This window comes from Nitrospira sp. (assembly GCA_029194535.1).
Classification (GTDB): domain Bacteria; phylum Nitrospirota; class Nitrospiria; order Nitrospirales; family Nitrospiraceae; genus Nitrospira_C.
Window position 1 is genome coordinate 1,079,381 of the sequence record JARFXR010000001.1, and the last position, 19,579, is coordinate 1,098,959.

Annotated in this window: 16 protein-coding genes; 9 read left to right on the forward strand and 7 right to left on the reverse strand. The window is 57.6% G+C overall.

What is annotated here, in order from left to right:
• Positions 1-187: 187 nt before the first annotated feature.
• Complete coding sequence (locus P0111_04920; GenBank protein MDF0643347.1) at positions 188-520, forward strand: RNA-binding protein; 333 nt, start codon at positions 188-190, stop codon at positions 518-520.
• A gap of 165 nt (positions 521-685) precedes the next feature.
• On the opposite strand, the gene P0111_04925 is transcribed toward P0111_04920, so the two are convergent.
• On the reverse strand, positions 686-1,186 hold the full coding sequence (locus tag P0111_04925) for a response regulator (protein MDF0643348.1): 501 nt from the start codon (positions 1,184-1,186) through the stop codon (positions 686-688).
• Positions 1,187-1,273: 87 nt separating this feature from the next.
• On the reverse strand, positions 1,274-2,716 hold the full coding sequence (locus P0111_04930) for an NFACT family protein (GenBank protein MDF0643349.1): 1,443 nt from the start codon (positions 2,714-2,716) through the stop codon (positions 1,274-1,276).
• Between the two features lie 359 nt (positions 2,717-3,075).
• Here P0111_04930 and P0111_04935 point away from each other — a divergent pair, with 359 nt between their 5' ends.
• A complete protein-coding gene (locus tag P0111_04935) occupies positions 3,076-3,264 on the forward strand; it encodes a hypothetical protein (protein MDF0643350.1) in 189 nt (62 codons plus the stop codon).
• Between the two features lie 105 nt (positions 3,265-3,369).
• Complete coding sequence (locus P0111_04940) at positions 3,370-4,932, forward strand: HEXXH motif-containing putative peptide modification protein (protein MDF0643351.1); 1,563 nt, start codon at positions 3,370-3,372, stop codon at positions 4,930-4,932.
• A gap of 20 nt (positions 4,933-4,952) precedes the next feature.
• On the opposite strand, the gene P0111_04945 is transcribed toward P0111_04940, so the two are convergent.
• Entirely contained in the window at positions 4,953-5,345 is a 393-nt protein-coding gene (locus tag P0111_04945) for a type II toxin-antitoxin system death-on-curing family toxin (protein ID MDF0643352.1), read from the reverse strand.
• Positions 5,342-5,539 carry a ribbon-helix-helix protein, CopG family gene (locus tag P0111_04950; GenBank protein ID MDF0643353.1) on the reverse strand — a complete coding sequence of 66 codons (198 nt, stop codon included), beginning with the start codon at positions 5,537-5,539 and terminating at the stop codon, positions 5,342-5,344. Before P0111_04950 ends, P0111_04945 begins: the two co-directional genes overlap by 4 nt.
• A 722-nt stretch (positions 5,540-6,261) precedes the next feature.
• Here P0111_04950 and P0111_04955 point away from each other — a divergent pair.
• Positions 6,262-6,444, forward strand: a complete 183-nt coding sequence (locus P0111_04955) for a hypothetical protein (protein ID MDF0643354.1) — start codon at positions 6,262-6,264, stop codon at positions 6,442-6,444.
• Entirely contained in the window at positions 6,432-6,716 is a 285-nt protein-coding gene (locus tag P0111_04960; protein MDF0643355.1) for a type II toxin-antitoxin system RelE/ParE family toxin, read from the forward strand. Before P0111_04955 ends, P0111_04960 begins: the two co-directional genes overlap by 13 nt.
• A gap of 778 nt (positions 6,717-7,494) precedes the next feature.
• Here the strand turns inward: P0111_04960 and P0111_04965 are convergent.
• The 3 genes from P0111_04965 to P0111_04975 form a co-directional block, all read right to left on the reverse strand.
• Entirely contained in the window at positions 7,495-8,010 is a 516-nt protein-coding gene (locus P0111_04965; protein ID MDF0643356.1) for a hypothetical protein, read from the reverse strand.
• A 530-nt stretch (positions 8,011-8,540) separates the two neighbouring features.
• Positions 8,541-9,665, reverse strand: coding sequence for a hypothetical protein (locus P0111_04970; protein ID MDF0643357.1), 1,125 nt, complete (start codon positions 9,663-9,665; stop codon positions 8,541-8,543).
• Between the two features lie 2 nt (positions 9,666-9,667).
• Positions 9,668-11,494 carry an APC family permease gene (locus tag P0111_04975; protein MDF0643358.1) on the reverse strand — a complete coding sequence of 609 codons (1,827 nt, stop codon included), beginning with the start codon at positions 11,492-11,494 and terminating at the stop codon, positions 9,668-9,670.
• 324 nt (positions 11,495-11,818) lie between these two features.
• Here P0111_04975 and P0111_04980 point away from each other — a divergent pair, with 324 nt between their 5' ends.
• The 4 genes from P0111_04980 (at position 11,819) to P0111_04995 (ending at position 19,570) form a co-directional block, all read left to right on the forward strand.
• Positions 11,819-16,663 (forward strand): multicopper oxidase domain-containing protein, encoded by a 4,845-nt coding sequence (locus tag P0111_04980; protein ID MDF0643359.1) that lies wholly within the window; start codon positions 11,819-11,821, stop codon positions 16,661-16,663.
• Between the two features lie 123 nt (positions 16,664-16,786).
• A complete protein-coding gene (locus tag P0111_04985) occupies positions 16,787-17,767 on the forward strand; it encodes a carboxypeptidase-like regulatory domain-containing protein (protein MDF0643360.1) in 981 nt (326 codons plus the stop codon).
• Positions 17,768-17,794: 27 nt separating this feature from the next.
• Positions 17,795-18,724, forward strand: coding sequence for a carboxypeptidase-like regulatory domain-containing protein (locus P0111_04990; GenBank protein MDF0643361.1), 930 nt, complete (start codon positions 17,795-17,797; stop codon positions 18,722-18,724).
• Positions 18,725-18,988: 264 nt separating this feature from the next.
• A complete protein-coding gene (locus tag P0111_04995; GenBank protein ID MDF0643362.1) occupies positions 18,989-19,570 on the forward strand; it encodes a hypothetical protein in 582 nt (193 codons plus the stop codon).
• Positions 19,571-19,579: the final 9 nt, after the last annotated feature.

Consider the following 19,579-nt stretch of genomic DNA (forward strand, 5'->3'; position numbering starts at 1 on the left):
TCATTCGTACGGGTCTCGCGGTGAAGGGGGTTCAATAGAAGGAGACCCGCCACTTTGATGTTGCCTTGCCCGGGAATTTCGTCGGAAGTCAGACCCAAGTCGCCACAATCTTCGCGCCTTCGGCCCGCTCCTTCCCCGTTGCTCGTGTTCAAGACAATGTCATCATTTTCATAAGGAGGAACCCCACATGGGTTCGAAGATTTACGTCGGTGGGTTGCCCTATTCGGCAACCGAGCAGCAGTTGAGCGATCTGTTCGCGGTGCACGGTGGCGTGGCCTCGGCACGGATCATTACGGACAAGTTCACGGGACAGTCCCGCGGGTTCGGGTTTGTCGAGATGTCCTCGGATTCGGAAGCCCAGGCCGCGATCACTGCGCTCAACGGATCAGAAATGGGAGGCCGGACCCTGACGGTGAATGAAGCGCGTCCTCAAGAGCCTCGTGCCGGCGGAGGTGGAGGAGGTCGTGGTGGGTTCGGAGGCGGCCGGAGCGGTGGCGGTGGAAAGCGCGATCGCTGGTAAGCGATAAGACCGATCGTACGTGTCGATGAGAAGGGGGCTGCTGTCGTTTGACGGCAGCCCCCTTCTTGCTTGTCCGGTTAGACGATCGCCCGCCTCCCCGGCAACTCCGGCTTGAATCGATGGTCCGTCGACCGCTACCGACTCAGTGATGGGTCCGTCGCCTGATCAGTCGAACCATTCGTCCGCTTCTTTGGCCTTGTCCTGATTCTCGTGCAACAGCGATTCCCTGGTCGGCGGTGCTTCCAACAGGGTGCGGCGGACCAGATCGACCATCTCGAGATTGTCGAAAGGTTTGGAAATGAAGGGCAAGGAGCCTTTCCTGATGCCGTAACCGGTCAGGTCCTTTTCGATGTTCCCCGACATCAGGACAATACGGAGATTGTCACGCATGCTGAGGGCGCGTACGGCGAGTTCATGGCCGTGAACATGAGGAAACTCATTGGCTCCCGACGCAAATGAGAACTCCGGAGGCGGAAGCACCAGATCGGTCACCAGGATGTCGATGGTACCGGGATGGTGTTTGCAGATTTTCAACGCTTCCGAGCTTCCTGCGGCCGGCAGGACGGATAATCCTGCCTGTTCCAAGAGTGTACGGCACAGGGTGAGGACGCCGGGGTCATCGTCAACGACGAGCGCGGTCTGTCTCTTGGCATCGAAGGTGGGCATGGTGAACTCCCTGGTCTGACCCGCTGCGGCTGTACGGCTCAGGATAGCCCAGAGAATGTGGAAACCCTACGAAAAGAGGATTTGGAGCTAGGCGTTCTCCTGGCTCCGGTCCTTCAGGTTCGCAAGTCTCGCTGGGTCCAAGCGGACCGTCAGCGACTGCTCTCGCGTGACGAAAACCGCTCCGGGAGCCTGGTTCTTTGCTTTCCTGACCCACTTCCGTCTTGTATAGATCACCTCGCCTTTGGCGCTTTTCTTGAGGTCGCTGTACAGGAGAGCCAATGTTGCCGCGTCCAGTACGGTGGCGGGGGGGGCGTCCTTCCCCTTCTCCAATCGCACGACTACATGGGAGCCGGGAACTCCACGGGCGTGCAGCCATAGGTCATCGCTGTTCGCCAAGCCGAACGTCAGCTCATCGTTTTCCCGGGCGTTCCGTCCCACCAGAATAGGGAGACCGTCGGTCGAGATGAACCGCCTGAACGGCCCGCGACGTTGATCCGTCTGCCCGGTTCCGTCACGCCGGCTTGGGCGGAACGTTCCATGGATGGGTGGGGCGACCGGCGGAGACCAGGTTCCCTGTTCGATCTCCAGAAGTTCCCGTCGCAACACCACGAGGTCTCGTTCCGCCTGCGCAATGCGAGGCGGCAGCTCCTGTTGCGCCGTCAGATACTTGCGGTGCTTGCGGAAGTAATCTTCCATATTCCCCTGGGCGGATTTCGTCCCGTCCAGCGGAAGGGAGATCTCCGGCATCGTGGAGTCGAAATAGTCGATCACCAGGATCTCGTCCATTCCCTTCCTGATCATGCCCAGATTAGCCTTCAGCAATTCCCCGTAGCGGGCGTACTCCCGGAACCGGGTCGCCTTGGCCAGGTCTTCTTGCCAGGCTTCGTTACGGCGCTGTGTTTTCTGAATGGTCTTCTTCAGCACACGCCGACGTGCGCCTTTGACTTGGTCCAGCACCGCGGCGGAATCACGATCCTGATAGTGCCGTTCGATGGCGGCGGAGACAGAACGGTTCCCGGTCGGGTCGTATAGAGGAAACCGAGAAGCTTGATCATGCCCAGTCCGGTCAGGTCTGTCCGGCGGACGATAGCGTGTGCCGATCAATACGCGATCCCCAGAGAGGTCCTTGAGAATCGTGCCTTCGGGGTCCAACAGGTACAGATTGGCTCGCCGTCCGGTGAGCTCGCACAGCAGCGTGCGAGGCCCTGCCTTGGTCGTCAGCCGCCATTCAACGATTCGGTCGCCGGAAATCTGCCGGAATCCGTCGATACGGGCTCCCTGAACATGTGCCCGAAGGTACTGGCAAAATGCCGGCGGACTCGGCGGATTTCGCAACGGCCTCGTGACGAGATGAAGCCGCGCGCATTCCGGTTGACAAGACACCAACAGCCGATGAGTCCGCCCCGGCACGCGGATTTCAAACACGAGTGTGGAGACGCTCGGCTGGGAGACCCGCTGGATCCAGCCCGTGCCGACGGCAGCCTCAATCTCTGCGAGGACGTGGGTGATCTCTAGATCAGTCAGGGACATGGTGGCCTATCGCCGGTGTATTCTGCAGGAAATATCCTTCAGTTTGTCAGATCCGGCCGCGCAGGCCCAGACGTATGTGGAATCCCTCGTGTCGACGTTTTCTCGCCAAGGATCCCTAAGGGACGAAATCGGTTGCCCGACAGACTGATCGGTACAACTTCAGATGTGGCACTCTACGATCGGCCGGAAAAACTGGCAAGTTTGTCGAGTATGTGCGTGGCATCTTGATTGCTTACGGTTCATGGTACTGCGCGATGTCGTGCCCTGGTGTGCGGGCGATGGCCCGCACGAGGAACTTGGTGTACATCGGTCATCCATGAGGGAGGCAGGCTATGCATTGCACGAGATGTGAAGGACTCATGGTCCCTGACGATTTGATCGACATGCAGGAGAGCAGTATTCCAATGTGGATGAAGGGTTGGCGTTGCGTGTCGTGCGGAAACATCATCGATCAACTGATTCAACAGCATCACGGTATCCGGGATTCCTGGCTGAGGGACAAGGATCTCTCGCCGATCATGTTGCGCTCCGCTAAACAGCCTGCTTAGCTGGGATGGGGGCGGCACCTTCCTGCCCTTGTCGTCCAGTCCCATGTTCTTGCACGATCGTTCCAGGGTTGGGTAGAGTCACGCGTTGTCTTACGGAGATTCCGCGTGACCACGCCATTGTTCGACGCCGTCGCACTTTCCAGTCTGCAGAGTGAATTCCGGCGATCCATGAAACGGCTGCTCTTGGATTTATGCCGAGACCTCGTCGTCGACTATGCTCGGCTGTCAAAGCAGCTCGGTCTGCCGGTGGGCTACTTCCATTTTGTAGCCCATACGTTTGAAGACCGCGCGTTTTGTAACTGGAAAGTCGTGGGATGGATCGAGACGCTCAACGATCTGGTGTATTTTCTGGACCTCCTTCAACAAATCGGCAAGGAACGAGATCCGCGTGACTTCGCCCAACAACTCTTTGCCGAATGTGAACTAAAGTTTTTCGAAAACAGCTATCTGGACGAACTGTTTCCACATGGACACAGGCAGCCGAAACGATTACGCATCAGACTGCAATGGCTCTGTGCGAGATTGGCGGGCGAGGTGACGCAGGAGTCGTTGTTCTTCGACCCTCGATGGGCGATTCAGTGGACCAGACAACAGAGAATGGACCCCTGGGAGGTGCAGGGAACCTTGAATCAACATTTTGAGCGGGCGGAGCCGGCGTGGACCGTTCCGAACGGCACAGAGGGAGATGCATTGGTCACTCCTCCCTCCGCAGTTCGCGCCGTGCGCCGGGCCGCGCGGCCCGTCACATTCGAGGTCGACCAAGGAAGAGTCGTCCTCAAGAAGGGGAAACGTTTCCCCATCTGCACGCTCCAGGACGATCATGTCGAGTGGCACTGGACAAAAAGAGCGGCGGTCACGGCGACCGACGCGCGGCAACGGCCTCCCATCGTCGGCCCGACGTTGCGCTATGACAGGGCGCGTCAACCTCAGGCAGTGAGATTGACATATCCTCGTCAGGTGAAGCGGATCGGTCGAGCCTGGCAGACAATCCGGCGCGCATGGCCGGAAGGTCACGCGGTTCTGGCCTTGCTCACCTCACGGGTGATCCCCCTACACGCCAAAGGTGTCGTGAGCTTCAGCTATCGCCACCGCCCGGGGCTGTCCTTCATCAATTGTTTCGACCGCGACAATCTGGACTTGATCGACGATCTGATTCACGAAAACAGCCATCACCATCTAAACCTATTGCTGCGCAAGCACGTCATGTACCGCGGCGACCGCAACCAGCAGATCTTCTACTCGCCGTGGCGGCGCAGCCTGCGGCCGATCCGTGGGATCCTGCACGCCACATTCACATTCACGATGGGTGCGGTGCTGTTCGAGCGTCTCTCAACATTCGGTGAAAGGCGCGAGGCTGCGTGGCGAGCGGCAGGATTGACAGCACGTGATTTAATGCGCGCGCGATTCCGCTGCCTCGAAGAAATCGAGTCGGTCCGGTACTCGATGCAGGATCTCGACTATGCCGGGCGGCATCTCAAGTGGCTCACCGGCTCCGGCGCCCGGCTCGTGCGACAACTAGAAGAAGCACTCACCAAGGCTGAACAACGCATCGCTCGACATCGGAACGAAGTGCTCACATCAAGATTCGGTCCGGCTCTTCGCAAACACATCAAAGAACTTCAACAAGCCCGTCAAACGTACGGCCCGGTGCGATTGGGGAAGGTTTAGATTGGGTCTGGGGAAAACGATTATTTTGCGGTGGGCACCGTGTGTTGCCTCACCCATTCCACAAAGACGTTTCGCAAAAGGTTGCCTGCAGCTAAGTCCAACATCACGCGCTCTTGCTCGTCGACAGGGGCACCAAGCTCATAGCCGTTGATCATCAGGAATGTTTCCATCGCCGCGTGGCCGATTCTCTTGTTGCCATCGATGAAAGGATGGTTGAGGACCAGTGAGAAACAAAGGGCTGCTGCTTTGGTGATGATATCGGGATACAGGTCTTGTCCGGCAAAGCTCTGACGTGGTTGAGCCAAGGCAGATTCCAGCGCACCGAGGTGACGAATTCCGGTGGCGCCGCCCCAGCGATCAATCACGGACCTGTGAAGATCTAAAACTTCGGCGAAGGAAAGATAGCGGGTCACGAGAGGCGACGGTAAAGCTCGACGTTCTTTTCCATCACCCGTTTGGCGGCAGCGCGAAATGAATCGTCGGGTTGATCGATGAAGTCATTGATGCCGAGGCGGACCATCTGTTCGACGGTCAAACCCTCACGTTTGCTCAGATGCTCCAGCCGGCGCATTTCTTCGTCCGAGAGAGAAACTGTTACGGTTGGCATGATCAACTCCATATGGAGGACTGGGCGCTCAAGGCTGATTTCAGTATATTAAAAAGGTTTGGGAAGGGCAAACGAATGAGGCCGGCCGTATAAATCTGCTGCCACATCAACAAACTCCGCCACGCCCGCCACACCAACGGTCCGGTGCGGTCGAGTAAAGCGCGATGTTCTCGCTCTGATTACACCAGTATGAAGAAGAAATCAGACAAACCAAAAACCAAGGTTGGAGTAGGATGCAGGCGGATCAAGTTGATCGCCAAAGAGCTGCGGAAAAAGATACGGACCGATGCTCAAGCGGCTAGCAAACAATGAAGAGCAAAGCGAAAAAGCGTAAGCAAAGAATGTCCACCGACGATTCATTGGACAAGGTGAAGGGGAAAATCGGAGAAACTTTTGCTCGGCAGGTTGAACGCTTTATTGAGCGTTACCGTCCTGCCTTGGAAGCTCTATCGAGGCGGTAATCGAGAGATATGAATTGACGGTGAGTGCGGCAGTAATGGTAGAGTGGGCTTGAAAGCCTACGGTTGGGAATCATGATACGTCGTGGCAAGCAGAAACGCTCAGTGAAACGGAGCAGGCGCTCCCAGCGGCCAAGCTTGCAGAAGCTGGTTGCGCGTCAGAAAAAAGCTCTCTTGTCCCTGGCAGGGATCGGAGCCAGCGGGTTTGCCGATGTCAGTGTCGAGCACGACACCTACCTGTACGATTTTGCGGTAAGGTGACGCATGGGAGAGAAAGAGGCCGTTCTCAAACTCCTCGAACAGTTGCCGGAAGAAGCGACTCTCGAAGACATTCAGTATCACTTGTACGTGCTTCAAAAAATCAAGGCCGGCCAAGAGGCTGTGGATCGCGGGCACGTGATCCCGCATGAGGATGTCATGCGCGAGCTGGCGGGATGGCTCGCATAGTCTGGTCAGCTGTTGCGCGCGACGACCTCAGGGCGTTGGTGGCCTTCATCAAAGCGGATTCCCCAGGCTACGCTCAAACCTTCGGATTGCACATCCAGCAGCGCGTTGAACAATTAGGACAATTTCCCGAATCAGGCCGGAAAGTTCCAGAAGATAAACGCGGCATTTATCGGGAACTCATCGTCGGGAACTACAGGGTGGTGTACCGAGTGGATGGAGACACCGTGACGATCGTGACGCTCATCCACGGCGCACGGCTGCTACAGCTGTAATCAGTTTCTCTCTGTGTCACGAGAGACGACGGTAGAGTTCAGCGTTCTTCTCCATCACCCGCTTAGCGGCAGAACGGAACGATTCGTCGGGTTGGCCGATGAAGTCGCTGATGCCGAGGCGGACCATCTATTCGACGGCCAAACCCTCACGTTTGCTCAATTCTTTCTTCCAGTCGGCGCACTTCTTCATCAGAAAGGGAGATCGTGAGCATTGCCATGATCGGCTCCTTTGCTTAACGGTTACCGGAGCAGCCAGCAGTTGCTGGGGAAAAGACGATAGACCTCTGCGTGCTGTGACATAATGCAAATCTCATCGAATGGATGATTTGAGGGTAGACGAAGCGTTGTAAGCCTTTTTTCTACAGTGCAAAGGTAGAGGCGTTGACGGTATGTAAACACGACAAGCACGAGGTGACCGTTGACACTGTAGCGTTTCTTGCTCTTGGCCCGAATTCTTCGGAGTGATTCTGCCAGGAGACGAACATTTTCAACGGAATCCTTTCGGTTTATTGCGTATGATAAGGTGCTTCTCTCTCTGGCCTGCATCCAAACAGATTTTGCGTGATCCTGATCGTAGTAGACTGAGACAACTTCAATGCCTACTTGCCTGCCTGTTTTCCGGTGTTCACACAGTTGATCTGGTTCAGGAGGAAGCCCAGCGCGAAGGACTTTGTAAGGGCTGCCAGTAGCGAGCAAGAATTCACGCGCAACAGTCTCCTCCAGGTTATTCTTCAACGGATCAGTAACAGCCAAACGCATGAAAGCTTTCTCTACGTAGTTATCCCGCGACGTTCAGGCCACTTAGAAATTTAAGAGTGGCGGCACAATTGGTCACAAACTCCATCGTTCCAGTTACTTGGAACAGAGTGTCGTCAGGGTGGCCGCAAAAACGTGCAAACTCCCAGCCCACTTGCTCAAATTGCGATTTCTGCAAACCATCTCTTGCTGCCGCGGCATATACAGGAATTCGTTTCCGTAGTTCACTGTCAAAGGTATGCCATGTGGGGTCCTTTTGAGCTAAGGCGTCTATAAAAGAATAGTAGACAGTAAGAATCGCATTCTGCTCAGGCTCGTTACGGAACAAATCCCAGGTTGCGTACTCATTGATCCAGCCTATGAGCAGCATCGACTCATATCGGATACTTTCCCGATCACCTTCAGGCAGAGATGCTAGTGCTTCATTTTGGTCGACCTTGGCGTTGCCACCCTTGACTATGAAATCTATGAAGGCGAACGCGATCTCTTTTGGAGTAACCTGAATCTTAGGAGGATTTTCTGGAGATCCCAACGGCATGATTCAAATCTCTCAGGGAGGGGCGTAACAGAGAGAGGTTGCTTAATAAATCGGTTTAGGGGAGAGCTTTATAAGAAGCAATATGCTGAGAGCCGGCGAGCTGGTAGTATCAGGCAAATTGGCAGAACAGTTTCTTATGCTCCAGACTGCTCAAAAAGGTCAGCCAACGAATCCGCAGGGAGTTCGCGACTGAGACATGCGGTTTTCTGTATGTCGCAGAGCGGTCGACAGCCGACAGCGAAGTGGAGTTGTCTTTCTTTGCTCTCACTCCAAGTCTGCTGGCGATTTGCGAATTCACGGGCGACATACCCTGATACGCATGGCTTGGAATGCCCGAAAGATACGAGCGTCAATTAGTGGGTGGCTCGGGGGACAAGGTGCCAAGTTTTTATCTCTTGTTGCGGGTGGTGTCGATCAATCGCTCGCCCGCAGCGGGGTCCCCACACCGGGCGGGGTGCGAGGACGAGCGATGATCGACGACAGGTCCCGCAACATATTTGCGCATTGTGACATCACATCCGCGCTGCTCGCTAAGGTTCCACCGTCACGTCCACATAAGCCGGCAAACTATCTGCCCCTTTCTTATCCGTCACGCGCAGCCGGAAGCGGAAGAGTTTAGGCTCCGAGACAAACGGGGCGACGAACGACGCTTTTGGCATATTGAGGTCGAGGAGCGGGACTTTTGCCCCACGGACCTGACTCCAAGAATAGAAGAGCGCTTCTCCCTCGGGGTCGCGGCTGCTCAAGCCGTTCAATTCGATCTTGGCACCCGACTTGACGGTACGGTTCGCACCCGCATCGGCCACCGGCGGCTCGTTCGGTTCATCACCGACCGCGACGGTCACATCGAGCGAGGCTTCCTTGTCCCTGTTCTTCACCGTGAGCACGGTCTTGCCGTTCCCCACGATCTTGAGCATGCCGTCCTGCACCACCCGGATGACCTTGTCGTTCGATGACTGATAGGTCGTGCCGCTGGTCGGCGTACTCAAGGGTCTGGTGATTCCGTCGGCGAACTCCCCCACGACCGGGAGTTCGAAGATTTTGCCGAGTACGTCCACCTGTCCATAGGTTGCCAATTGACCTTCTCGCCCGAGGAGCAGCGGCTTCTCGGTCTCAAAATCGATATTCTGAAGGGCTGCTCCCGGCTCGACAGTGACGATGATCTCATCGAAAACCGACCTCGTGCCAAGGCGTCCGCGCGAGATCTCGGCCACCGCCAGCAGCCGCATGGGACCGATCGCCTCAGGCGGGACCTTCAGCGCTCCTCCAAATGCGGGGTCCTGATCTCCTGTCGAGACGAGGACCGGTACCGCCACAACCGCGCCGCCGACCACCGAATCCTTCTGAAGAAACTTGTCCACCGAGATCTTCGCCCCGGATTTCGAGGAACTCGAATCGAGCTCGTCTTGCTGCACCAACGTTTCATCTTGTTCTCGATACCAGTAGTAACGCACCTTGATGATGCCGATGTCGTTTCCCAGATCCACGTGGGCGACGATGGTCCGTCCCGCCGTCAATTTGGTTCCTTCCGCCGGCTCCCTGATCTTGAAGGCATGGACCGGGTCTGTCGCGAAGATGAAGGCGAGGGCTGCCACGACTGTGAGGGGGACGGGCCGGATCCTGTCGCGGCCGGCGGTCGGCGATTCAGGTTTCATGGTCACCTCGTCAGGTGAAAGGGCACGTCGGTCAAGATGACGCGGTCTCTGAACAGAAGCGAGGCTTTGAGCAGTAGCGCCCGCTGATTGTGCAGGATGTTCTGCCACCAGCGGGCAGGAAGAATCTCCGGCAACACCACGGTAATCCAACAGTCGGGATCTTTGTCAAGATTCTCTTCGACATAGTCCAGAAGCGCGCGGAGAATCGACCGATAGGGCGACGGCAGGACGACCAGCGGCACGCCGCATCCCCACTGGGCCCATTTGATTTCCACGAGAGCCGTCTCCTCCTTATCGACATCGATCAAGACGGCGCGGACTTCACCGCCCCGGCTCCTGGCATAGTCGACTGCGCGGACCACAGCCTTGTTCACCGCGCCGATGGGAATCAGGACAAGGTTGCGGCGCGGCCGAGGCGGCCGTGCGTCGCGGGACAACATCACCTGGTCGGCCACGGCTTGGTAATGGGAGCGTATGCCCCGAAACATCATGATCAGCAGGGCCACGAGGAGAAAGACGATCCATGCGCCTTGTATGAACTTTGTGCTGGCGATGATGACCGTGGCGATGCCTGTCGCAACTGCGCCGACCCCGTTGACGATCAATTTCTTGCGCCAGTGGTGGCCCTTCTTGATCAGCCATCGCCGGACCATACCGGCTTGAGAAAGGGTGAAGGATACGAACACCCCGATGGCATACAGGGGGATCAGCGCGTGAGTGTCACCCTGAAAGATCACGAGCAGGAGGCACGCGAAGAATCCCAGGATGATGATCCCGTTGGAGAAGACCAAGCGATCGCCGAAGGTTGCCATCTGATGGGGCATGAAGCCGTCCCGCGCCAGGATTGAAGATAAATGAGGAAACCCGGCAAACGCGCTGTTGGCGGCCAACACCAAGAGCAGCATGGTACCGACTTGAATGGTGTAATAGATCACTCCCGTGCCGAATGTCAGACGAGCGAGTTGCGAGACGACCGTTTCGTGATCATTCGCCGTGATGCCGTAATGGTAGGCCAGCCAGCTGATACCTATGAAGAGCGACGCCAGAATGCCCGACATCCACACCATGGTCGTCGCGGCATTCTTCGATTCAGGATGCCGGAAGGCTTTGACTCCGTTCGAGATCACCTCCATTCCGGTGACCGCTGCGCAGCCTGCGGCAAAGGAGCGCAGGATTAGAAAGACGGTGAGATTCTCAAGGCTACCCCCGCTGGTCGTGGGGGTCGAGCCGGACAATCTGGAGGGATCTGAGCCGGCCAAGGATTGGATGGTGCCGATGAGTACCAAGAGTCCCAAGGCCCCGATGGCGGAATAGGTCGGGACGGCAAAGAACTTGCCCGACTCTCGCACTCCTCTGAGATTCACCACCACGATGAACAGGATCGCCGTTAGTCCCAGAGCGGCGCGATGGGCATACAGGCTTGGAATCGCAGACGTGATAGCGGCGACACCGGCTGCCACGCTGACCGCGACTGTCAGTACGTAGTCGATCATGAGGGCTGCGGCGGCGATCAGGGCGGGCATATCACCGAGATTGGATCGAGCGACGATGTAGGCGCCGCCTCCCTCGGGATATTCATAGATAATCTGACGATAGGAAATCGTGAGCACGATCACGAGGAACAGAATTGCGAGACTGACGGGGATGGACCAGACCAGTGCGGCGGAACCGGCAAGAATCAGGACCAACAGAATTTCCTCCGTCGCATAGGCGACGGAGGAAATCGCGTTGGAGGAGAAGACCGCTAGGGCGATAGTCTTGGAAAGACGCTCGTGAGCGGCCTGAGCTGTCTTGAGCGGATCACCCACCAACCAACGTTTGAGAATCATGGAGTGATTATCTCATAAACGCAGAGCCGGGCGAAGGAAACCATCATCGGGGCGCGAGCACTCGTGTATCGCCGCGGCGGACTCGCCACATGTCACCAAAGTCGTCTTGACAGAAAGAAGATCGACCGTCACGTGCGACGATTCATGTGAAAAATGCAGGGGTTGACAGAGATTATCAAGTTCAGTACATTTCGCTATCAATAGCGGTCATACGATACGATTATCGCGAAATTGAATCTGGTTTGATTGTGACACGCAGGTTTGGTTCTTCCTCAATGAGTTCCCCGTTTTGCATCACTCATTCAACACCAAGGAGGCCGGTCCATGTTTCCTCATCAACAAGAGGTTCGTGTTCCTACCCGCATTCTCGGCGCAATGGCAGCCGCGACCCTACTCTGGGTCCCGCTCGCGTCCGCTGAGAGTTCCCCGTCGCACGTCGCGATGAATCATCAGCTTCCCGCGTGGGCGGAGCAGCTGAAGGGACAGACCATTGTCGAAGACACGATGTCCGGGAAGGGAGATCGGGCCGCAATGGTCGAGCAGCAGCATCAGCGCGTCATGGAACATCTGGCTCAAGACCCGCAGATTCAGGGGATCAACACGGGCATGTACAATACCACGTCCATGATGCACCAGTATGGAGCCGGTGGTCAGGACATGCTCCTGGTTTCCGATCCACGAGTGGAGCCGGTTTCTACGACCGGAGGTGGAAAGTGTCCCGCGACTGCGCCGGTCAAGCAGTATAACGTGTCAGCGATCAACGTCGAGATTACGCTCAACCAATGGCTCGATTTTTATCCTGGGTATATGTATGTCCTGGAGGAGAATCTCGACAAGGTCCGGGCGGAAGAGAACAAGAACAAAGAAGCTCGTGAAAAGGAGGGCTTCGATCCGGGCGCCGTCATTCCTGGCGTGCAGGCGCAATGGATTCAACCGCTCGTCATTCGCGGCAATCAGGGCGACTGTGTCAAGATCAAGTTGGCCAACAAGCTGGAAGAGGGAGGGGGGCCGGTCAGCCTGCACATTCACGGATCCAGCATGGTCGTGAGCGCCACGGGTGCCGCGGCGACGACGACCAATCCCGACACGATCGTCGATGAAAAGAAGAGCGTCGATTTTGAGTGGTATATCCATCCCAGCACACAGGAAGGCGTCCGCCAGTTCCATACCTTCAGCCAGGATCGCGAATTGACCGTCATGGGCATGTTCGGCGCATTCGTGGTCGAGCCGAGAGGATCGAACTACCTCGAGGCGCTGGGCTCCGGAGACGCGACGCCTGCCAACAGCGGTTGGCAGGTCATGATCCAAAACGGCACCGGGCCGGACTTCCGCGAGTTCGTGCTGATCTACCACGAGGTCGGTGACGAGGCGTTTCGGCCGGTCAACAAGAAGGGCGACTTCCTTCCTCAGCGCGACCCCTTGACCGACGCCTACCGTCCGGGCGGTCGGGCGATCAACTATCGCAGCGAGCCCTTCGGCATCAACAACATGCATGTGCAGCACGAATATTTTGGTTTCGAAGACGAGTCCATGGGGTATAGCTCCTACACTTTCGGCGATCCATCCCCGACGATTCCCCGCTCCTATATGGGCGATCCCGCGAAGTTCCGGCTGGTCCACGGCGGTTCGGAGGTGTTCCATAGCCACCACCCGCACGGAGGAACGATTCGGTGGCCGCGCAGCCCGCGGGCGATCGACGATATGAATCTTTGGGCCACGGCCGTCAACGGACCGGTCAAGTATCCGGTGATCCGCCATAAGACCGATCGCGTCGATGTCGAAGTCATCGGCCCGTCAGAGGCTCTTGACCTGGAGACGGAGTGCGGATCAGGGCTCTGCCAGCAGCTCGCCGGCGACTTCCTCTTCCATTGTCACGTGGCACATCATTATGTGGCAGGGATGTGGGGTTACTGGCGTGTGTACAACACGATCCAGCAGGGGGATTTGCGCAACGATGTCATGCCGGATTTGCGCGAACTCCCCGATCGCAAGGGCCGCATCAAGACTCCGATCTCGTCCGACAAGCTCATCGGCCAGACCGTCGATTGGTTCGGCAGTCAGTTCAAGATCGTGGACAAGGGGAAGAGCAACTGGAAGGGGAATCCGGCCACGATTACGATCAAGGATTGGGTTGAAATGCAGCTCCCCACGGCCGGGAAGCCCGGGCACAAGGATGACGAGAAGGGCCAGATCGTCTCCTACGATGCGACCGTGCTCGATTGGATCTGGGAAGGCACTCGTGCCATGAGCGAAAAGGAGAGCACGACCGATAACCCAAAGTATAAATCCACCCATCCCGGCAAGCGGCATCCGATCATGTTCGAACCGCTGACGGGAAAAGTGGCGTGGCCCCATCTGACCCCCCATTTCGGCAAGCGCGTCATGTTCTCGCCGAACCATGTCGGGGCGCCCTGGTTGGAGATGATCCGCCGGGATGCCGGCGGCGATGAAAGTGTCGATCAAGCGGTGCCGGGTGAAAATGGCAACTGGAGTCTCTGTCCGGTCAACGCTGGACGCAAGAACTACAACGTCCATTTCATTAAGCTGCCCATCAAGATCGCCAAGGCTCAGGGGAAGGAGCCGCCGGTCGTGGATCCGAACGGGTTGATCTACGTGCTCCACGAAGAAGAAGCGGCAATCAGGGCGAACGACGACTTGAAGTATCCGCTGGTCGTTCGCGGCAACATCTACGATTGCGTGGACTGGACGTTGACCAGCGAGTGGGACGACGACGACTACACGAATTTCCAGTCCTCGAAGATCAATACTCACTGGCACTTTCTGCAGTTCGACAACCAGGCATCGGACGGCGTGATCACGGGCTTCTCCTATGAACAGTCCGTGCGCCCGTTCACGATGCTGGAAAAGAAAAACGCCAAGGGCCTTCCGGCCCCGATGAACACCGTGTTATCGGCCGCCGCCAAAAAGGGGACGACCACCCTCACGGTGAAGAATGCTAAGCAGTACCATGTGGGCATTCTGATTCTCGTGGGCGCCGACAATGTGAAAGGCAACGAGGTTTCCCGCATCAAGGCCATCAACGGCAACACCATTACGCTGGCCAAGGGACTCAAGAACGATCATCCGGCGAACGATATCGTGACGGTGGAATTCGTCCGGCAGCGGTTCTGGGTCGATGCGGACGTGGGGACCGTGTTCTGGCATGATCACGCGTTCGGCGCGACCACGTGGCCGCACGGCGGATTCGGCACGTTTATCGCCGAGCCGGTCGGCTCGACGTATCACGATCCCAAGACCGGGAAGCTTGTCTGGAGCGGCCCGATTGCCGACATCCATACCAACGAGCCGGTGGGACACGGTGTGAATAACAGCTTCCGTGAACTGATGGTGCAAGTGCACGATACGGTGCCGCATACCGTGAACATCGTGACGGCGGGCAATCCGCCGGGTCAGCCGGTCGAAGTAGCGCTGGAGGCGGGCAAGACCGTCTCGTTCATGATGCCGGAGAAACTGTACATGACGCCGATGCCGTTCCTGAACGGCGGAACCCACACCACGGGAAGCGGCTTGAACTTCCGTGCGGGTCCGATCGCTCAGCGGTTGGCGACCAACCCCGATGTGTCGCAGGCGTTCAACAGCCAGATTCACGGGGATCCGTATACGCCGCTGCTGCGCGCCTATACGGGAGATACGATGGTGTTCAGGCTGTTGCATACGCTCATGAACGAGACGATGACCTGGACCCTCTCCGGTCACACCTTCTGGTCGGAGCGTTATGCGTCGGATGCGAACCGTAAGAACTCGATCCATATCGGGATCGCCGAGCGGTACGACCTGGTCGTGCCGGAAGCGGGTGGCCCGCGGCACCTGGCCGGAGACTACATTCACTTTAACGGCCGGTCCTCGAAGTTCTCCGAAGGCGGTTGGGGCATCATTCGCGTGTACGACAAGGAGCAGGCTGATCTGAAGAAACTGCCGGCCGGCTTCTCGGTCAAGGGCGAGATTCCGAAGGCGTTACCGGTTTGCCCGGCCGATGCGCCGGTCAAGACGTTCAACGTCGTGGCGATGGATTATCCGTCCATGAAATTCAACGCGAAGGCGCCCGAGTCGATCGAGGTAGACTTCGAGCGAAAGATTCAGATCACCAATCCCGAGGCTAAGATCTATGCCTTGGAGGAAGATGTCGCCAAGGTGTCCGGAGAAGCGCAACCGATGCCGCTGACGCTCCGCGTCAATGTCGGCGATTGCGTGAAGGTCAATCTGAAGAACAAGATGAAGGGCAGCAAGGCGTCTTTCTCGGCCATCGGGTTGGTCTTTGACCCGAAGGATTCGATGGGCGCCAATGTCGGCAACAACCCCGGCGATCAGACGATCGCCGCCGGCGGAGAGCGGACCTACACCTACTACGCGGATCCGTTCAACGGCGAGACCACGTCCCTGGTCTGGGACTGGGGCAACGTTATGACCAATCCTCGCAACGGTCTGTTCGGGGCGATCGTAGTCGGTCCGAAGGGTTCCAAGTATCGGGATCCCAAGACCGGCGCCGATCTGACGAACAAGAATGCCTGGGCGGCGGACGTGATCATTGATCGTACCGTGCCGGGCAATGAGATGAGGGCAAACTATCGCGACGTCGCCCTGTTCTTCCAGGACGAAGACAACATCATCGGCACGAGCTTTATGCCGTATGTGCAGAACGTTGCGGGCCTCACGGGCATCAACTATCGGTCGGAGCCCTATAAGTATCGCGAGGAGCAAGGCTGTTCCCTGGGCAAGGTCTTCCAGCCCTGCAAAGTGGACAAGCCGGAAGATCCTGCGACTCCGATCATCGAGTCACATGCCGGAGATCCTGTTCGGATCCATGTCATCGGAGCCAATAACGAACAGAACGGCATGTTCAGCATCGAGAAACATGAATGGCCGATTGAGCCCTTCATGCGGGGCGCCGACCAAATCAGCGTGGTCGAGTTCTCCGGTTCGGAAGTGCTGGATGCGTTCGTGTCGTCGGCGGGCGGACCCTATCGCCTGCCCGGGGACTACGTGTACAGCAACCAACGGTTGCCGTACTCCCAGTCCGGTCAGTGGGGCTACCTCCGCGTGTTGCCGTCCGGCGACCAGAGGTTGTTGCCGTTGGCCGGTGCCGGTGCCGGGATGAAGAGTGCATCGCTGGAACAGGCAGCGCACGCCATTCCGGTCGCGACGAAATAAGAACCGAATCCCACACGGGTCTTGCCTTTCAGGCAAGACCCGTGTGGTTCAGTTCCTCTGCAGTTGGATGTGGGGGAGGCTGTAGAGCCTCCCCCTTTTTCTTTGGTGAGGCCTTTTGGTACGATGGAAAAGTTGTTACCTGGCTCTCGCTGTATCATCAGCGTCAAAGGACTCATCTTTCTGGAGGCTGGAATGAAACGGGTTGCGCTGCTAGGGCTCTGGTGGTGGCTGACGATCGGGGCCTCCTTCGCTTGGGCTTACGAAGAGGTGCCGGTCGTCGATGGAGGTACCGTCGCAGGGAAGATCCGGATTACCGCGGGGAAAGCCACGCCCAAGGGATTCAACTTGATCACATTTCCCGATCCCGTCTATTGCGGTCGGATTTCAACCGGAACGGGCTGGCGTATTCTGAAGGAATTTGATGTGGCGGCCGACGGAGGGCTCAAGGACGTTGTCGTGTGGCTGTCTGACGTCGCAAAGGGGAAACCGTTCAAGTTCGAACCTCAAACGATCGAGGCCAGAGATTGCCGGTTTCTCCCGTTTGTGACGGTGGTCCAGGATCGGGCGGATGTGATCATCATGAACATGGATCCGGTGATGCACGATATCCAGGCCTACGAGACGTCTCATCTGGGTCCCCGTGTGCTGTTCAACACTCCGCTCCCCATGAATCCTCATCATAAGCGCAAGGTTGGAGCCGATTCCCATGAGCATCTCGCCGGTGAACCGGTGAAGGAGACGATTCACATGACGAAAGGCCGGAAGTTTTTCGTCATGCAGTGCGGATTCCATGCGTACATGGAAAGCTGGGGGCTGGCCATCGAGAACCCCTATTATCACGTGACTGGAACAGACGGCACGTTTTCATTGGCCGACGTGCCGGCCGGGGAGTATGTGCTGACGGCATGGCATCCAGGCGTCGGGACCGTATTGGAGAAGAAGATCACAGTTTCCGCGAAGGAGACGGTGCAGGCCGATTTTCTGTTCGAATCCCCCAAGGGACGGCGAAGCGCGCACGAAATCGAGGAGAACCCGCACTTCGGGCTGCAAGCGTTGGGGAAGGCGGTCGACATCCGGCCCACGCTTGAGCTGCAGGTCCCCTGAATGATCGGACGCCAGGGAGAAAGGGGAATGATGATGCGACACCGATTCGCAGGTGTGCTGTTCGCAAGTTTGGGGGTCCTGTGCGGTTGGCCTGCTGGCCTCGGCTTTTCCTATGACGTCGTTGACGTGCAGCATGCGGGAACCATCGAGGGCACGGTGGTCCTCGACGGACCGGTTCCCGAGCCGAAGGGGTTCAACCTCATCACCTTTCCGGACCCGGCCTACTGCGGACGCATCTCCAACGGGCAGGGATGGCGGCTGCTGTACGACTTCGTCGTGGGCGAGAACAACGGGCTGAAGGATGCGATTGTCTTGCTGGAAGGTGTGGAGGCCGGTAAACCCTTTGAGGTCTCCGTACCATTGATCGAGGCGCGCGACTGCATGTTCAAACCCTTCATGACGATCGTGCGCAATGGGCATGCTGTCGAAGTGATCAACATGGATCCAGTGATGCACGACATTCAAGGATACGAGACCTCCATCGAGGCTGGGGCCCGAGTCCTGTTTAATACGCCGTTGGTCATGAATCACCAGCACCGTCGCGGTGATCTCCATGCCATCCACAATCATGCCCCCGGCAAGTCTCTCGTCGGACCGGTGTATCTCAACAGGGGGCGCAGGACGTTTTACATGCAATGTGGGTTTCATGCCTACATGGAGAGTTGGGCCATGGCGGTGAACAATCCCTATTACACGTTGACGGACGGTAATGGGAAGTTCACGATCGGAGACGTTCCTCCCGGCACGTATCAACTGGTTGTGTGGCATCCGCAGACGGGGCCCGGCACCGCGAAGATGGTGACCGTGCAAGCGGACGGCACGGTCGTTGAACATCTGTCCCTGCCGGCGCCCAAAGGGAATCGCACTTCCTATAAGGTCATGCACAACCCCCGTTTCGGACCGGAATCGCTCGGCTATTCCGTGGAGATCAACCCGCTTGTCGAACACCAGCACTAGCCGAGACGGATTCAATGACCACGCTCACCTGCCGGGATCGATGCATTGGGGCACGTTGTTGATCGGTAACCTCGGGCTTGTAGACCCTCTCGGATGATCGTGCAAGACAGCGGGAAGTGCCGCGCGGCCGGATCGCGATGGAGAGCCTGGTTGTCGGGCAGAGCCAGAACGCCGCTCCGAACGGCCACTTCTCTGATTCGCCGGACAGTGCTCGCGCGGGGCGCGTATCTACGGAGGAGGAGATGCCCTGGCCTCGCGCTTACGATGGTTCTGTGTGTTGCAGGTCCGGTCGGTTCGGCCCAGCCAGAACCCCCGCCCGGTATTCCTGATTTTTCCGGAAGTCTCATCAGGCAGGTGAACGGCAAACGGCATCAGGCGCAGATCTTCTCAAAAGGGAACCGGCTGCGGTTGGAGTACAAGTACGCCGTTCGCACCGACCACGGCTACGCGGCGATTGAGATCATTAGACTCGACTTGGGAGAGGCTTGGTACGTTCTCGCGCAACAAAAAGAGCTGTTGGTCATGCCACTGAGTTCTGATGACGTGCTCCCGGTACAATCTGAATTGGTGGGGGAGCGGGAACGAATGCTGGTGGGCGATGCGACCACGGCAGGGCGTCCGACGCGGCTGTATGAAATCCGAACGGAACGGGACGGCCGGGCCGAACGATTCTACGAGTGGGTGGATGTGGAAACCGGCATCGTCCTGAAATTGGTGAGCCGAGATCGCGATTGGTCGTTTGAATATGAACGGATCCGGTTATCGCCGCAACCCGCTTTCTACTTCGACGAGCCGCCGGGATATCGGAAGCGCACCGTCGGTACGGCGCCGAAGCGGCAGGGTTGACAGGTGTGT

What these genes read in the sequence shown, in the direction of transcription:
- P0111_04920 (MDF0643347.1), top strand. Translation starts at nt 188, where the DNA reads ATGGGTTCGAAGATTTACGTCGGTGGGTTGCCCTATTCGGCAACCGAG.
- P0111_04925 (MDF0643348.1), bottom strand. Translation starts at nt 1,186, where the DNA reads ATGCCCACCTTCGATGCCAAGAGACAGACCGCGCTCGTCGTTGACGAT.
- P0111_04930 (MDF0643349.1), bottom strand. Translation starts at nt 2,716, where the DNA reads ATGTCCCTGACTGATCTAGAGATCACCCACGTCCTCGCAGAGATTGAG.
- P0111_04935 (MDF0643350.1), top strand. Translation starts at nt 3,076, where the DNA reads ATGGTCCCTGACGATTTGATCGACATGCAGGAGAGCAGTATTCCAATG.
- P0111_04950 (MDF0643353.1), bottom strand. Translation starts at nt 5,539, where the DNA reads ATGCCAACCGTAACAGTTTCTCTCTCGGACGAAGAAATGCGCCGGCTG.
- P0111_04955 (MDF0643354.1), top strand. Translation starts at nt 6,262, where the DNA reads ATGGGAGAGAAAGAGGCCGTTCTCAAACTCCTCGAACAGTTGCCGGAA.
- P0111_04960 (MDF0643355.1), top strand. Translation starts at nt 6,432, where the DNA reads ATGGCTCGCATAGTCTGGTCAGCTGTTGCGCGCGACGACCTCAGGGCG.
- P0111_04965 (MDF0643356.1), bottom strand. Translation starts at nt 8,010, where the DNA reads ATGCCGTTGGGATCTCCAGAAAATCCTCCTAAGATTCAGGTTACTCCA.
- P0111_04970 (MDF0643357.1), bottom strand. Translation starts at nt 9,665, where the DNA reads ATGAAACCTGAATCGCCGACCGCCGGCCGCGACAGGATCCGGCCCGTC.
- P0111_04975 (MDF0643358.1), bottom strand. Translation starts at nt 11,494, where the DNA reads ATGATTCTCAAACGTTGGTTGGTGGGTGATCCGCTCAAGACAGCTCAG.
- P0111_04980 (MDF0643359.1), top strand. Translation starts at nt 11,819, where the DNA reads ATGTTTCCTCATCAACAAGAGGTTCGTGTTCCTACCCGCATTCTCGGC.
- P0111_04985 (MDF0643360.1), top strand. Translation starts at nt 16,787, where the DNA reads ATGGAAAAGTTGTTACCTGGCTCTCGCTGTATCATCAGCGTCAAAGGA.
- P0111_04990 (MDF0643361.1), top strand. Translation starts at nt 17,795, where the DNA reads ATGATGATGCGACACCGATTCGCAGGTGTGCTGTTCGCAAGTTTGGGG.
- P0111_04995 (MDF0643362.1), top strand. Translation starts at nt 18,989, where the DNA reads ATGGTTCTGTGTGTTGCAGGTCCGGTCGGTTCGGCCCAGCCAGAACCC.